The organism is Priestia sp. JNUCC 25 (genome assembly GCF_053667915.1).
Genome location: NZ_CM132211.1, coordinates 2208587 through 2224458 on the forward strand (window position 1 = coordinate 2208587; position 15872 = coordinate 2224458).

At 38.8% G+C, this 15872-nt stretch carries 13 protein-coding genes; 9 read left to right on the forward strand and 4 right to left on the reverse strand.

Going from position 1 to position 15872, the window contains the following annotated elements:
* Window positions 1–717 precede the first annotated feature (717 nt).
* Window positions 718–3129 carry a S8 family serine peptidase gene (locus JNUCC25_RS11220; RefSeq protein ID WP_064471639.1) on the forward strand — a complete coding sequence of 804 codons (2412 nt, stop codon included), beginning with the start codon at window positions 718–720 and terminating at the stop codon, window positions 3127–3129.
* 39 nt (window positions 3130–3168) lie between these two features.
* On the opposite strand, the gene JNUCC25_RS11225 is transcribed toward JNUCC25_RS11220, so the two are convergent.
* Both JNUCC25_RS11225 and JNUCC25_RS11230 read right to left on the reverse strand, forming a co-directional pair.
* Entirely contained in the window at window positions 3169–3945 is a 777-nt protein-coding gene (locus JNUCC25_RS11225) for a 3-hydroxybutyrate dehydrogenase (protein ID WP_013056911.1), read from the reverse strand.
* Window positions 3946–4028: 83 nt separating this feature from the next.
* Window positions 4029–4310: an acylphosphatase gene (locus JNUCC25_RS11230; protein ID WP_013056912.1), complete on the reverse strand. Its 282-nt coding sequence runs from the start codon at window positions 4308–4310 to the stop codon at window positions 4029–4031.
* Window positions 4311–4451: 141 nt separating this feature from the next.
* Between JNUCC25_RS11230 and JNUCC25_RS11235 the strand changes: the two genes are divergently transcribed.
* The 5 genes from JNUCC25_RS11235 to JNUCC25_RS11255 all read left to right on the forward strand — a co-directional run bounded on the left by JNUCC25_RS11235 (window position 4452) and on the right by JNUCC25_RS11255 (window position 9196).
* Window positions 4452–5669 carry an MFS transporter gene (locus JNUCC25_RS11235; RefSeq protein ID WP_064471640.1) on the forward strand — a complete coding sequence of 406 codons (1218 nt, stop codon included), beginning with the start codon at window positions 4452–4454 and terminating at the stop codon, window positions 5667–5669.
* Between the two features lie 130 nt (window positions 5670–5799).
* Window positions 5800–6810: an LLM class flavin-dependent oxidoreductase gene (locus JNUCC25_RS11240; protein ID WP_029321579.1), complete on the forward strand. Its 1011-nt coding sequence runs from the start codon at window positions 5800–5802 to the stop codon at window positions 6808–6810.
* Window positions 6811–6870: 60 nt separating this feature from the next.
* Window positions 6871–7503, forward strand: a complete 633-nt coding sequence (locus JNUCC25_RS11245; protein WP_053487249.1) for an alpha/beta family hydrolase — start codon at window positions 6871–6873, stop codon at window positions 7501–7503.
* 27 nt (window positions 7504–7530) lie between these two features.
* Window positions 7531–8247: a helix-turn-helix transcriptional regulator gene (locus JNUCC25_RS11250; RefSeq protein WP_013056916.1), complete on the forward strand. Its 717-nt coding sequence runs from the start codon at window positions 7531–7533 to the stop codon at window positions 8245–8247.
* Between the two features lie 64 nt (window positions 8248–8311).
* Window positions 8312–9196, forward strand: a complete 885-nt coding sequence (locus JNUCC25_RS11255) for a DMT family transporter (RefSeq protein WP_029321582.1) — start codon at window positions 8312–8314, stop codon at window positions 9194–9196.
* Window positions 9197–9232: 36 nt separating this feature from the next.
* On the opposite strand, the gene JNUCC25_RS11260 is transcribed toward JNUCC25_RS11255, so the two are convergent.
* A complete protein-coding gene (locus JNUCC25_RS11260; RefSeq protein WP_013056918.1) occupies window positions 9233–10852 on the reverse strand; it encodes an ABC-F family ATP-binding cassette domain-containing protein in 1620 nt (539 codons plus the stop codon).
* Window positions 10853–11357: 505 nt separating this feature from the next.
* On the opposite strand from JNUCC25_RS11260, the gene JNUCC25_RS11265 reads away from it, so the two are divergent.
* From JNUCC25_RS11265 to JNUCC25_RS11275, 3 genes are read left to right on the forward strand one after another with little or no spacing between them, the layout of a single operon-like run.
* A complete protein-coding gene (locus tag JNUCC25_RS11265) occupies window positions 11358–12935 on the forward strand; it encodes a spore germination protein (RefSeq protein WP_035438942.1) in 1578 nt (525 codons plus the stop codon).
* Between the two features lie 3 nt (window positions 12936–12938).
* A complete protein-coding gene (locus tag JNUCC25_RS11270) occupies window positions 12939–14066 on the forward strand; it encodes a spore germination protein (protein WP_082888757.1) in 1128 nt (375 codons plus the stop codon).
* Window positions 14050–15261, forward strand: coding sequence for a Ger(x)C family spore germination protein (locus JNUCC25_RS11275; protein WP_029321589.1), 1212 nt, complete (start codon window positions 14050–14052; stop codon window positions 15259–15261). Before JNUCC25_RS11270 ends, JNUCC25_RS11275 begins: the two co-directional genes overlap by 17 nt.
* Window positions 15262–15415: 154 nt before the next feature.
* On the opposite strand, the gene JNUCC25_RS11280 is transcribed toward JNUCC25_RS11275, so the two are convergent.
* Window positions 15416–15856, reverse strand: coding sequence for a YtoQ family protein (locus tag JNUCC25_RS11280; protein ID WP_025752263.1), 441 nt, complete (start codon window positions 15854–15856; stop codon window positions 15416–15418).
* Window positions 15857–15872 lie beyond the last annotated feature (16 nt).

Consider the following 15872-nt stretch of genomic DNA (forward strand, 5'->3'; position numbering starts at 1 on the left):
TATTATATAGCTGAAGCAAGCCAGTAAAAATTGGCTTGCTTCTTTTTTGTAATAGCTTAAGTACATGCGCTAGAAGAGTAAAGAGAAGGTTAGGTACTTACTTGGTTGTAAAGTAGATGCCAATAGTGACAAGAGATGAGAGAAGATCAAGGATGAGTAGGATGAAATTTAAATCTATCATAATCATGCCTCCCTTTGTGCGAGCGTTGACGTTAGTATCTGCAAGACCTCCCTTTATTATTCGTAATCTTTTAAAATTTCATTTAATTAAGTGCGATATTTTATATTAAATTAAACTATGTTCTAAATAATAATTTATAAAATAAAAAGCGCTTATAAGAACAATTTTCTTAAAATAATAAAAAACCTTATAAGTAAACGAAGGGAAAGTAGGGATGAGTCCCTGATAAAAATAGCTAAATTAACAGAAATTCGTCAGTATTCTTGTATATTCATCTAATCTCTTCATAATTTTAGGAATAAAAAAGTTACAGAAAGACGAGAAATAGACAAAATTCTTCATTTTTTGAGCATTAGTGCTTAATTTTTAGGGATATATAAAATGATTCCATAGACTCAAGGATTTTATAGTAATATATAGAACTTCCATACTATTCTAATTTTTAGCTCGCAAGCTAAGTAAAAGATGCGTATGTTCTGGGGATGAAGACATACATAGTTGCATGAATTATAGAGAGAAATGGAGAGGGGAAAACGATGAAAAAAGTATCAATTCGGGCTGTATTGAGTACAGTAGCATTTTCGGTTGCTTTATCTTCTTTTGCAATGGGAGCATCCGCTAACGGAAATTCAAAACCAGCGCTTGAACCGTCTTTAGTTAAAATTCAAGGAGACTATAACTTAAAGTCGGCTAAAAAAGTAAAAGTTATTGTAGAGTTAAATGAAGAGTCTGTAGCGGAAGCAAAGAAAAAGGGAGTAGCGCAAAGTAAAGGAAAGATTAAAAAAGCGCGTGACGAAGTGAAAAAAGAGCTTTCAAAAGCTTCTAAAACTTCAAAAGTAAAACGTGAATATGACCAAGTGTTTTCCGGATTTTCAGCGGAACTTCCGGCTAATGACCTTGAAAAAGTAGCAAGTTTACCTGGAGTAAAAGCTATTTATCCAAGCGTTGAATATCATACAACAGAAGTGAAATCGAAAGAAGTGAGCGCCGAAGAATACGGTTCTGAAATGGATAAAAGCATTTACTATGTGGGAGCAGATCAAGCGTGGAAGTCAGGATATACAGGTAAAAATATGACCGTAGCCGTTATCGATACAGGCGTTGATTACGACCACCCGGATTTAAAGTCAGCGTTTGAGAAATATAAAGGATGGGATTTTGTAGATGATGACAAAGATCCTCAAGAAACGCCGGCTGGAGATCCAAAAGGAGAAGCAACAACGCACGGAACCCACGTAGCAGGAACAATTGCAGCGGACGGGAAAATTAAAGGGGTAGCTCCTGATGCCCATTTACTTGCTTATCGTGTATTAGGCCCAGGAGGAACGGGTACAACGGAAGACGTGATCGCCGGTATTGAACGTGCGGTAGAAGACGGAGCGGATGTAATGAACCTGTCGCTTGGAGACACAATTAATAATCCTGACCTGGCAACGAGTATTGCGTTAGATTGGGCAATGGAAGAAGGAGTAGTAGCTGTTACATCAAATGGAAACAGTGGACCAGCTAACTGGACAGTAGGCTCTCCAGGGACGTCTCGTGAAGCTATTTCAGTTGGTGCAACTCAGCTTCCTTACAATTTGTATAAAACGACATTAACTGTAGATAACGCAAGCTATGCTTCAGCTGAAGTAATGGGCTTTCCAAATGACAAGGCATTACTAGATGCAAGCGGTAAAAAGTATGAATTTGTACCTGTCGGACTCGGTAAACCAGAAGACTTTGAAGGAAAGGATGTAAAAGGAAAAGTAGCGGTTATTTCTCGCGGCGACATTGCGTTTGTAGATAAAGTTGATAATGCGAAAAAAGCCGGTGCTGTTGCAACGGTGATTTACAACAACGTAGAAGGGACAATTCCTGATATTCCAGGTACATCTCTGCCAAGTATTCGCCTATCAAAAGCCGATGGACAAGCTTTGGTAGCTTCTTTAGCAAAAGGATCCGTCACGGGCTCTTTTACTGCAACATTTGATCAGACAGTTGATGAAACAATGGCTGATTTTTCATCTCGCGGACCGGTTGTGGATACGTGGATGATTAAGCCAGACATTTCAGCACCTGGAGTAGATATTATCAGCACAGTGCCAACAAATGATCCAAGCAACCCTCATGGATATGGGTCAAAACAAGGAACAAGTATGGCCGCGCCGCACGTAGCAGGAGCAGCAGCGTTAATTTTACAGGCGCATCCAAATTATAAAGTAGAAGACGTAAAAGCATCTTTAATGAATACAACGGAATTGCTTCGTGACCGCAACGGGCTGGTTTATCCTCATAATACGCAAGGTGCAGGAAGCATGCGCGTAGTAGATGCAATTAAAGCAAAAACGCTTATTACACCAGGAAGTCACTCGTACGGTGTCTTTTATAAAGATAAAGGGAAACAAGTAGAAAAACAAAGCTTTAAGATTAAAAATCTATCAAATCACAGTCAAAAATACTCGGTCAAAGTAAAATTTAAGAAAAGCCATCAGGCAATTGACGTTAAATCAACAAACGATTTAGTTGTTAATGCAGGAAAAACGCAAAAAGTAAACCTGAATGTAAAAGTAGATGCAGGGAAATTATCTCCTGGCTATTACGAAGGGACAATTACCGTAAGTAACAATAAAGAAACGTACGATGTTCCAACCATCTTATTTGTAAAAGAGCCGGATTACCCGCGCGTTACTGCTGCGTATGTAGATGTACTTGGAAATGGATCATTTGAATACGGCAGTTATTTACCAGGAGGAGCAGAGAAGCTTAGCTATTACATTTACGATGCAACGTTAGAAAAAGGGGAATTGTTAGGTTCGTATACGAATGTAGAAAAAGGATTCTCTAGCGCAACGTGGGACGGAAAGATTAATGGTGAAGCTCTTCCAGCGGGAACATATTATTTATACGCAGAAGCAGTAAAAGCAGGTCAGACGACAGGTTCTTTAGGAGAATTCGAAATTAAATAAATAAAAAAAGAGTGCCAGTCTCTAACTGACACTCTTTTCTTATTGAGCCGTATATCCACCATCGATCACAGCAGCTTGGCCGGTTACGCCTTTTGCTAAATCACTTGCTAAAAACATTGCATAATCTGCAATTTCATCGACAGCAAGCAAACGTTTTTGAGGAACAAGAGGATAAATGACTTCTTCTAGTACTTTTTCAAGCGCTACATTTCGCGTACGTGCCAAATCTTTTAATTGATTTTGAACAAGCGGTGTATCAACATAACCAGGGCAAATCGCATTTACCGTAATGCCGTGCTCCGCACCTTCAAGAGCAGCCACTTTCGTTAAGCCAATCACGCCGTGCTTAGCGCTGTTGTATGCCGCTTTTCCTGAGAAACCGATCAATCCGTTAATGGAGGACATGTTCAAAATGCGGCCGAATTTTTGCTTTTTCATAATAGGAAACGCATGCTTAGTCGCAACAAAAGGTGCAACAAGCATAATTTTCGTTAAAAGTTCAAATTTTTCAGTAGGAAATTCTTCGAGCGGGGAAACAAATTGCATGCCGGCATTGTTAATCAATACATCAAGGCGGCCATATGTTTCAACCGTTTGAGCAATCATTTGTTCAATATCACTTTCATTTGTCACATCTGCTTTAATGCCTAATGCTTCGTAGCCTTTTGTCTTCAATTTGTCTGCTGCTTTCTTAACTCCATCTTCATTCAAGTCAGTTAAGACAACAGTCGCTCCGTCTTCAGCGAAGCGCTCACCAATTTGATAACCAATACCTTGAGCTGCACCTGTAATTAACACAATTTTGTTTTCAACCATCGTTTTTTCCCCCTTATATGTAGATGATATAAAATCGCTTACTTTTCCATTTTATCAAAAAATATCTTGATTTAGCGAGTTTTTTAACTGTACTTTACGCGAAAAGAATGGGTGTGGGAAGGGGTGTTTACTACCTTTACTTCCACATTGCTAACAGAAGCGAACGGCGAGGGACCTTTTTTAATTTTTTCAATAAATTTTTGGATATTACTTTCTTCACCTTCAGCATCAATTTCCACTTTTTGATCGTCTCGATTTCGTACCCATCCGTTAATAGAGCATTCCATTGCTTTTAGCTGCGTATAGTGACGGAACCCAACCCCTTGAACGCGTCCGTCTACGATCATATGCACATGTTTTTTCACTGTTCTCACCTCACAGGCAATTTTCCCTTTTTTATAAAAAAGAAAACAACTACAATCTTAACTTTCACTGTATAATAGAAAAAGACATTGTAAGACTTTAACAATTATAATGTAGATTAAATTAAGAAAGAAGGGTTATGAATGCAAGCAGCAGCACGAACGCAGCAAGCGCAGTCGGCAACGATTTATCGTATTTTATTTGCTATTAGTTTAGGACATTTCCTAAATGATTGTATGCAGTCCGTTATACCGGCACTTTTTCCTGTCCTTGAAAAATCGATGAATTTAAACTACACGCAAATCGGCTGGATTGCCTTTGCTTTAAACATGACGTCATCGATTATGCAGCCGGTATTCGGCGTATTTGCCGATAAGCGTCCCTCGCCATTTTTATTGCCAATTGCAATGTGTTTAAGCATGATTGGTATGGTTGGACTCGCTTTAGCGCCAAATTTTTATTTTGTGATTATATCTGTCTTATTTGTAGGATTTGGCTCAGCTATTTTTCATCCGGAAGGTTCTCGCGTAGCGTATATGGCAGCAGGAGGAAAACGGGGGCTGGCGCAGTCTATTTATCAAGTTGGCGGAAATACAGGACAGTCGATGGCTCCGCTATTTACGGCATTTATCTTTATCGGACTTGGTCAGTTTGGAACGATTTGGTTTACGTTAATTGCAGGTATCGGCGTAGTGGTTTTGTATAGCGTCTCTAAATGGTACAAATCGGAGTTAGCTACTCATCAACGCTTGAAGAAAAAGCAGTCAGATGTTTCATTTACGATGAACAAGCAAATTATTTTTGCGATTGGACTTTTAATTTTTCTTGTTTTTGCACGTTCATGGTACGGAGCAGGTATCCTTAATTTCTTTCAGTTTTATATCATTGAAAAATTCAATTTGCCTATCAAAAGCGCTCAGCTTTACGTCTTTTTATTTATGATTGCAGGGGTATTTGGAACATTCTTTGGAGGTCCGCTTGCCGATCGTTTCGGAAAGCGAAATATTTTATTGTTTTCTATGTTAGGGTCAGTCCCTTTTACTTTATTACTGCCTCACGTTTCTCTAGGAGTGGCAGCACCTCTTTTAGTACTAATCGGCTTTATTCTTCAGTCAAGTTTCAGCGTCACGGTCGTCTATGCTCAGGAGCTGATGCCAGGGAAAATTGGCTTGGTTTCCGGCTTAATTGTAGGGCTTGCTTTTGGAATGGGAGCTTTGGGAGCTGTTGTATTCGGTAAATTAGCCGATGTCTTCAGCCTTCAGTTTATTATGCTGTTTTGCAGCTATCTTCCAATTCTAGGGCTGTTAACATGGCTGTTACCGAGCGATAAGCGTGTGAAAGAAATACACGAAGCAAAATAAGAAAAAGAAAAAGCAAACGCGCCTTAGCGTTTGCTTTTTCTATGAGCGTGAAGCAAATTTCAAGACGAATTCATATTTTTCTCCTACAATAGAGACAATAGAAATTGAAAATCGAAAGGAAGAATCACCTATGATTAAGCTAAGCGTATTGGATCAGTCTCCTGTTTCAAGCGGATCAACACCAAAGGAAGCGTTGAAACGTACGGTAGAGCTGGCTAAATTAACGGAAGAGTTAGGCTACCACCGCTTTTGGGTAGCGGAACATCATAATACTAACGGTCTTGCAGGCTCATCTCCGACACTTTTAATGACGCACTTAGCTTCTCACACGAGCCGAATCCGAATTGGGTCTGGAGGAGTCCTTCTTCCTCAATACAGTCCGTATAAAGTAGCAGAAGATGCTCAGCTGCTTGAAAATCTGTTTCCTAATCGAATTGATTTAGGTCTTGGACGGTCACCGGGAGGAGATGCGCTGACTCGGCTTGCGCTGACAGATGGAGTCCGTAAAAGCCTCAATGAATTCCCGCGGCAAATTCAAGCGTTAAAAGGACACCTTGAGCATAATTTGCCGTCGGATCATCCGTATTACGGCGTGACAGCTTATCCGTTAAGTGAAACAAAGCCGGAACTGTGGCATCTTGGCATTAATAAAAGAGGAGCAAGGTCGGCTGCTGAGCTAGGCATCTCTTTTACATTTGGACACTTTATTTATTCAGTTGGAGGACAAGAAGCCATTCGTCATTATAAACAAGAATTTATCCCTTCTTCGTATCAATCAAAGCCTAAAACCAACGTATGCGTATTTGTTGTATGTGCAGAAACAACAGAAGAAGCCGAGCAGCATGCCAAAACGCTAGATGATTGGCTATTGAAAGTAGCTAAAGGCGGAGATACAACAATTTCATCGATAGAAGAAGTGCACAATCGTTCTTATTCAGAAGAAGAGCTAAAAAAAATAAGCACCAATCGTCCTCGTATGATCGTAGGAAATCCAGTTGAAGTAAAACAAGGATTAACTCAGCTGCAGAAAAAATACGATAACGACGAATTTTTAATTATTACAAATATCCATGATTATGAAGCGAAAAAGAAGTCCTATGAATTGCTTGCAGAGCTATTTCCTCAACCCTCATTTTTTTAAGAAAAAGATGGGGTTTTTTTACGGAATTAAATGTTAGAATATTTAAAAAGGAGGATTGACATGCACGTAAATCAGAAAAGCGTAAGCAACCAAACTCATAGGATTACCTATACACATATTAAAACGGAAGGGTCTAGTCAAATTTGCTTTATGTTTTCAGGCTTGGGTTATACATATGAAAAGCCGCTATTGTATTATGTAACAATGCTGATGCTAAAACACGGAATTGACGTTGTTCATATTCACTATACATATCCAAAAGAGCTCATGACAAAGTCTACAGATGAGATTGCAGACGCTATGATGAAAGACATTGATCTCGTGCTGCAAGACGTTTTATCTCACAATGACTATAAAAATATCATATTTGCAGGAAAATCGATTGGCACAATTCCGCTGATTCAGCGAATTATGAAAGATGAAGTCTACAAAGATGCAGTGATGCTTTTACTGACCCCGCTTTTAACAAGAACAGAACTGTTTGAAAGTTTACTAGAATGCACTCATAAAGGTCTTCTTGTAATAGGAACTCGTGATCACTATTATACTGAAGAAGTTTATCAATTAAAAACAAACACAATGAATATTCAAGTGATTGAAAATGCCGATCATTCATTGGACGTTTTGTATACTCCCACGGAATCGTTAAAGGCGCTGGAAACCGTTTTGAATGGCATAGAACAGCTTTTATGAGATAGGAAATAAGGAAAGGAGTACAAAATGGATACGCTACGTGAAATTATTTGCGAAAAAAGAGCCTACAGCTATTCACCTCATACTCATGATCATAACTACAGTCAGCTTTTGTTTCCGCTAGCAGGTGCTCTTGATATTCAAGCAAGTGAGCAGCACTTAACGCTGCAAGAAGGATGCTTTTACATTCCGCCTCGTCAGCTTCATACGTATCAAGCTAAAAATACAAATGAATGTTTAGTTGTTGATATTCCGTTGAAATTTACAGAAAGTGCGCATCTTTCTCAACAAGCCGCTTTTATTCAATGGGATTCAACGTGGAAAGCAATTCGCTACCTTTTACTTGATGGGCTTCAAAAAAGCACTGACAGGGGGGCGCTTGAAGATTTAGTCCGTTACGTTCAGCATTATTTGCCAAAGAAACAAACGTTTAAATCCATTGATTATCTTCATGCTAACTTTAATCAAGAGCTAAACATAGAAAGTCTTGCCAAGCTGGAAAATTATCATCCCGTTTATTTTTCCGCTTGGTTTAAACAAAAAACGGGCTATTCGCCTCAAAGCTATGTAGCGCGTATACGTTTAAATAAAGCAAAAGAATTGTTAAAAGAGAGCAGCTATTCGGTAACGTATATTGCGCATGAAGTCGGCTATCACAGCTTGTCTTCATTCACTAAATGGTTTGCAAAACAAGAAGGAGTCTCACCCACACAATATCGAAGTATCTTAAAAACAGACAAATAATATCATAAAAGCGGAAAAACTTTTTTCTTTCTTTTAGCTATGATAAAAGAAAGGAGATGGAAATATGAATACTTCATTATCAAAAATACTTATATTATGTGCAGCTGTACTATGGGGAACAACAGGGACTGCCCAAGCTTTAGCATCTGCTGAAGCGCATTCTGTGGCGATTGGAGCCGTGCGATTAGCTGTAGGGGGACTGTCGCTTCTTGCAGCTTGTCTTATTCAAAAAAAGAAAGTGAACGTAAGACACCTTCCTATTCTGCCTCTTACGGTTGCTGCAGCAAGTATGGCCGCTTATCAGCCGCTGTTTTTTTCAGCTGTTATCAAAACGGGTGTTGCAGTAGGAACAATGGTTGCAATTGGGAGTGCGCCGCTTTTGTCAGGAGTGTTAGATTACATAGTGTACAGCAAGAAACCTACAAAAAAATGGCTGCTTGCCACGTTTACGGGTATTCTAGGGTGCTGCTGCTTGTTGTTAAAAAAAGATAGTCAAATCGACGTGATAGGTTTGGGTATGGCGATAGGAGCAGGGGCGTCTTTTGCTTGCTATACGACTGTTAATAAAAAAATTGTTCAGTATGTTGATCCGCAAGTAGGCGCTTCTCTTGTGTTCACAACAGCAGCTGTTCTACTAATCCCATGCTGGTTTATGTATGATATGAGCTGGCTAGTTTCTTTAAATGGAATAGGCATTGCTCTTCACTTAGGAATACTTACGACTGCTCTTGCTTATGTATTATTTTCTACAGCGCTTAAGTCGGTGCATGCGTCTACCGCGGTGACGTTATCGTTAGCAGAGCCCGTTACCGCTTTTTTACTGGGCGTATTTTTGTTGGGGGAATCCCTCACTTTGGTGAACATATGCGGAGCAGCACTAGTGTTTGTTAGCTTAGCGTTTTTAACGTATTCTCCGAAGTCATCGCTAAATCAGGAGGTGCATATATAAAAAAAACCCCTTTCTTTAAAGAAAGGGGTTTTTTTATTAAGCGTACATGCCTGCTACTTGTTTTTGTAGGTTGCTGTCTTCTAAATACTCATCGTATGTCATTTGCTTGTCAACTACTCCGTTTGGCGTAATTTCAATTACACGATTCGCAATCGTTTCAACGAACTGATGGTCATGAGATGTGAAAATCATTGAACCTTTGTAGCTGATAAGTCCATTGTTTAGCGCTGTGATTGATTCTAAGTCAAGGTGATTCGTAGGATCGTCTAGTAAAAGAACGTTTGAACCGCTTAGCATCATTTTAGAAAGCATACAGCGAACTTTTTCTCCTCCGGAAAGAACGTTGGCTTTTTTCAACACTTCTTCACCAGAGAATAGCATTCTGCCTAAGAAACCGCGTAAGAAGCTTTCGCTTTGGTCATTAGGTGAATACTGACGCAGCCAGTCTACTAAGTTTAAATCTCCGTTTTCAAAGTACTCGGAGTTGTCTTTTGGGAAAAAGGCTTGAGACGTTGTCACACCCCATTTGTACGTACCGCTGTCTGCTTCCATTTCACCCATTAAAATCTTCATTAATGTTGAATTTGCAAGTTCGTTGCGGCCTACAAGAGCGATTTTGTCATCTTTATTCATAATAAAGCTTACGTTATCAAGCACTTTTACGCCGTCAATTGTTTTTGTTAGACCTTCCACGCGAAGTACGTCATTTCCAATCTCACGTTCCGGCGTGAAGTTCACGTACGGATAGCGACGAGAAGAAGGGCGGATGTCATCTAATGAAATTTTATCAAGCAATTTTTTACGAGACGTTGCTTGTTTTGATTTCGATGCATTTGCGCTAAAGCGAGCGATAAAGGCTTGAAGCTCTTTAATTTTTTCTTCTTTTTTCTTGTTCGCATCTGACGCCATTTTTTGTGCTAATTGACTTGATTCATACCAGAAATCATAGTTACCAACGTAGACTTGGATTTTACTGAAGTCAAGGTCAGCAATGTGCGTACATACTTTGTTTAAGAAGTGACGGTCATGAGATACAACAATGACTGTGTTTTCAAAGTTAATTAAGAACTCTTCTAACCATTGAATTGCTTGAATATCCAAGTTATTCGTAGGCTCATCTAAAAGTAATACATCAGGTTTTCCGAATAAAGCTTGTGCAAGAAGCACTTTTACTTTTTCACTACCCGTTAGTTCAGCCATTTTTTTTGCGTGAAGATCTTCAGAAATACCTAATCCTTTTAAAAGAATAGCTGCTTCTGATTCTGCTTCCCAACCGTTTAATTCAGCAAATTCACCTTCAAGCTCAGCTGCTTTCATTCCGTCTTCATCTGTGAAGTCTGCTTTCATATAAATAGCATCTTTTTCTTGCATTACTTCATAAAGGCGAGCGTGCCCCATAATAACGGTTTTCATAACTTCTTGATCTTCATATTCGAAGTGGTTCTGTTTTAAGACAGCAAGGCGTTCGCCAGGGCCCATATGTACATCACCAGTTTGAGATTCAATTTCACCAGATAAAATTTTTAAAAACGTTGATTTTCCAGCACCGTTTGCGCCGATTAATCCATAACAGTTACCAGGCGTGAATTTAATATTCACATCTTCAAATAACTTTCGGTCGCCAAATCGTAAACTTACATTACTAACTGTAATCATGTATGAGCAGTCCTCCAAATTCAATATCTATAAAATTATACCATTCTTTTGAGATAAGAGCGATATGAATACAATATTTCAAACATAAAGTGTAACCGACACTTTAAGCACGCGTCAACCATTTAAGGGATTTTTTGAGCGGTAAAACTTGATTATTCTAGCATTCACCAAAACATTGAGCGGCAAACCAGCATGTATAATCCTTCAGTAATCAGCTCTTTTTCATTTTTAAGATGGATGTTGTATTCCTTTGTATAAGAAACAAAAAGAAGAATAATACTACCTGGTAAATAAAAGAATTTTTATAAAGTAAACACTGATATTTTACGGGTGCTTATTTCTAAAATTGGTTTGACATAGACATAAATAGGGTGATTATCATGTGGAAATTAGTTGTTTCCTATCTTCCAGAAGGGCCAGTTTTTATACAAGCAGTTCTGGTTTTTTTCATCCCATATATAATCTACAAGTTATTAAGCGGGATTCGTAATTCAGAGGAAGAGTGATGGAAGTGAAAAAATGGAAATCGGCAGTGAAAAAAATAGGTAACCATGCGAACGAGAAGGAAAACAAACAGGAATCTATACATCAAGATTCACCTAATCATGTTACGGATCATTTAGCTTTAACTCTAGAAGTAATTAAAAATGAAATTGGTCATAATTCCGACGTTCATTTTCGTGAGTTTATTATAGGACGCACCGGCATTCACGCAGCTATTATTTTTGTAGAGGGGCTCTCAGATAAAGATCTTATTGAAAAACATATTTTGTCATCATTGATGGCTGATTTTTCAAAAGAATATCAACAGGATCAGCTTTACGTAAAGGGAAGCCTTTCAAAACAGTGTATTAAAAGCCAAGTATTATCAATTAGTGATGTAGAAGAGGTCCATTCTATTAAAGAAGTAATATCAAAAGTCTTAACAGGATCTACGGCTCTTTTAATTGACGGGTTATCACTTGCCTTAATTCTTGGTACAAGCAAATTAAAAACAAGGACGATTGAAGAGCCCGTATCAGAAGCATTAGTGAGAGGGCCAAGAGTAGGCTTCACTGAATCTTTAAGTGATAATACTTCTTTATTAAGAGGAAGCGGAGATATTGAAAATTTGTCGCTGGTGAAATTTCAAGTAGGAAAGCGTTCCAAAAAAGATTTAATTGTTGCTTACATAAAGGAAATTGTTGATCCAGAACTAGTTGAAGAAGTAGAAAAACGAATTAAAAAAATTGACCTTGATAATGTACCGGAGTCTGGATATGTTGAACAACTCATTGAAGATAATTACCTTAGTCCCTTTCCTCAGGTACAGAATACGGAGCGTCCCGATCGTGTAATTGCTGCTTTGATGGAAGGGAGAGTAGCCATTTTATTAGACGGGACGCCTTTTGCTTTGATTGCTCCCGTTACGTTTAGCATGATGTTACAGTCGCCGGAAGATTATTATGAAAGGTGGATTCCCGGTACATTCATTCGTTTTCTTCGTTATATTGCAGTGGTTCTTTCCCTTTTTACACCGGCTTTGTATATTGCGTTTATTTCATTTCATCCAGGATTAATTCCGACTAAGTTAGCTATTTCTATTATAGGATCAAGATCTGGTGTTCCGTTTCCCGCCCTTATCGAAGCCTTATTTATGGAACTATCGATCGAAATTTTGAGAGAAGCCGGACTCCGGTTGCCGAAACCAATTGGTCCAGCAATGGGCATTGTCGGTGGGTTAATCATTGGAGAAGCTGCGGTGCAGGCAGGAATCGTTAGCCCTATTTTGGTGATTGTAGTGGCGTTAACTGCCATTTCATCGTTTTCTATTCCGCAATATAGTGTAGGAATCACATTGCGTATTCTTCGTTTTGTAGCCATGCTTTGTGCTGCCATACTTGGATTATATGGCGTCATCTTATTTTTTCTTTTTATGATGAGCCATTTAGTGAAACTAAAAAGTTTCGGCGTGCCTTATATGAGTCCAGCTGTTCCTTATCGTTTAAGTGAATGGAAAGACTTGGTAGTCCGTATGCCTCTGATGATGATGAAACGACGTCCAAAGATGATGCACACCAAAGATCCTCTGCGAAAAGGGTAGCTTATGATGAAAGGAAATGGGCCGTTAGAAATGATAAATTCAAAAGATCGTATTACGACGCCTCAAACAACTATTATTATTACCAACTTTATCCTTGGAACAGGGATTCTTACCTTGCCCCGGGCAGCTGCGGAAAAAGTGAAAACACCAGATGTTTGGCTAACTGTTATTTTAGGGGGGATAATCACCATGATAGCAGGGGTAATCATGGTGAAATTAAGTCAACGTTTCCCTGAAAAAACCTTTTATCAATACAGCCAAGAAATTGTAGGGAAATGGATAGGCAAGTTATTTAGTTTCCTCATGATAGGTTATTTTTTGGCGCTGGGTGGGTTTCATGCTCGTTCATTGGCAGAGGTAACTGGATATCTGTTGTTGGAAGGAACTCCTAAATGGGCTATAATCATGCCATTTATGTGGGCAAGTCTCTATCTGATAAGAGGGGGAATAAATCCAATTGCCCGTATATTTGAAATTATATTACCTATTACGGTTATTCTTTTTTTACTTGTTGCCTTTATGAGTATCAAAATATTTGAAGTGGATAATCTGCGCCCGGTACTAGGTTCAGGTATTACGCCGGTGTTAAAAGGGATAAGGACAACAGCTCTTGCGTTTACTGGGCCTGAATTCATGCTTTTAATATTGGCATTTATGAAAGAACCAAACAAAGCAGTAAAAGCTGTACTAGTTGGTACTGCGATTCCTTTGCTTCTTTATGTTATTACCGTCGTGATGGTTATCGGAGCGTTCTCAGTGGGTGGAGTGGTTACGAGAACGTGGCCTACGCTTGATTTGATAAGAAGTTATGAATTAACTGGGTTAATCTTTGAACGATTTGATTCCTTGCTGCTGGTGGTATGGATTATGCAAATGTTTACTTCTTTTACTGTTAACCATTACGCTGCTTCATTAGGACTGTCTCAGCTTTTTAAAAAAAATATCCATCCATTTATGTATGGTGTGCTTCCGGTTATTTATCTCATTTCCATGGTTCCTAGAAATATCAATGATGTATTTAAATTAGGAGATATGGTTGGCAATGCTGCCCTGATTTTATTTGGCTTTTTACCGGTACTGCTTCTTATCATTTCAAAAATAAAGGGGAAAAAGTATGAGACAAGCCTCTAATCACGTACGGTTCTTCTTATCGGTTTTGCTTTCTGTTTTTTTGCTCGTTCCTCTGGCGGGCTGTTGGAGCAGTCATGAAATTGAAGAACGAAGTTTAGGAGTAGGTATGGCTCTTGATAAAGCTAACAAGTCCATGACTGAAAAAGAATTTGATGAACAAGAAGAGTATCCCAAAAGGAACTTGATTACGTCAACCTACCAACTGATCACCCCGCAAGTGGCAAGTTCAACAACTGTCCAAGGAGGATCTCAGCAGAAGGCTTACGTGAATATGGCTGAAACGGGAGATTCTATTCATCAAATGACCCGTGAATTATCATTGAGAAGAGAGACTTCGATTGCCAGCCAACATCTAAAAGTAATTATTATTGGCGAGGCTCTTGCAAGAACGTATAGCTTAGGAAAATTAGTGAATGAGTTTCTTCGTGATAATGAGATTAGACCAAGCTGTCTTGTACTTATTAGTAAAGGGAGAGCTAGCGACGGGCTAGAATCGAAGACAGCAGGAGAGATCCCGGCATTTCGTTTGGCTGGAATGGTGGAAAATGCCTATCGAACAACAAGAATTTTACCTCCCACTTCGCTCATTAAATTAGAGAGCAATATTGAATCAGGGACTAGTTTTCTATTGCAAAATGTATTATCGGCAAATGGGGAAATCAAATTTGCTGGTGCTGCCATAATTAAAGGGAAAACAAACAAAATGATCGGTTTTTTGAATGAAGAAGAACTAGATGGTCTGACTTGGATCACAGGAAAAGGGAAAGGCGGGCTAGTGAAAAGCTTTGATAAAAAGACCGGTCAGCTGATTGTATACGAAATAGAATCCATGAAAAGTCATATTGAACCTCATGTTAAAGGAAATAGCATCTCCTTCAATGTGCATATTGAATCCGAGGGAAGGCTATCTGAAAATTGGGTGGTCTCAGGAAATCCTTTAGAAAATCAATTTTTACATAAGGTGCAAAAAAACTCAGAAAAAAAAGTGAAGCACCTCGTAAGAAACACGGTAGAAAAAATGCAAAAAGAATATAAAGTCGATGTAGCCGGGTTCGGAAACCAATTGAGAATTAAGAGGCCCAGAGTATGGATGAGGGTTAAAGACAATTGGGATCAAACATTTAGTGAAGTTCCAATTAACTATGATGTAAAATTAATGATTAAAGATTATGGAACGTCAGGATCAAAAAAATGAGTAGCTAAGTACAATTTTGCTTGTTTTGATGTTGAAAATGAAAGAAGCTAAAAGGAAATAGCCTTAGAGCTTGCTGAAAAAATATTTCCCCTAGTAATGAGCTTGAGGGATAAATGAAAAATAAGAGCTGTCCAGAACCGACAGCTCTTATTTGCTATTCAAAAATATAAGCTAATGCTTGAAGAGCCTGTTCTGGCGTTTCGACTACAACCTGCGCTTTGTTTGACAGTTCTTTAAGCGGGTGATGCAGTTTTTCAGGGCGAACCAAAATTAACGGTTTATCTAATGCAATGGCTGTTGCCGCATCCATTGCGCTGTTCCACTGCTTGTATTTTTCGCCAAATAAAGCAATAACCACATCAGATTTTTTAAGGAGCACCTGTGTACGTAAATTATTAATTTGAGAAGCAGCTTCATCTTTTAAGACAGCGTTAGGCTGTTTTCCTAAAATTTCTTCTCCAATGTTGTCGGAGCGGTCATGGTCTGTCATGGGACCGACAAAGGTAAGGGGAAGGTTTAATTGTTCTGCTTGGTTTTTAATTTCGTCCCGCCAATTATCGTGAATTTGCCCGGCAAGGTATACGGTTAAGTTCATTATGTAGAAGTCCTCC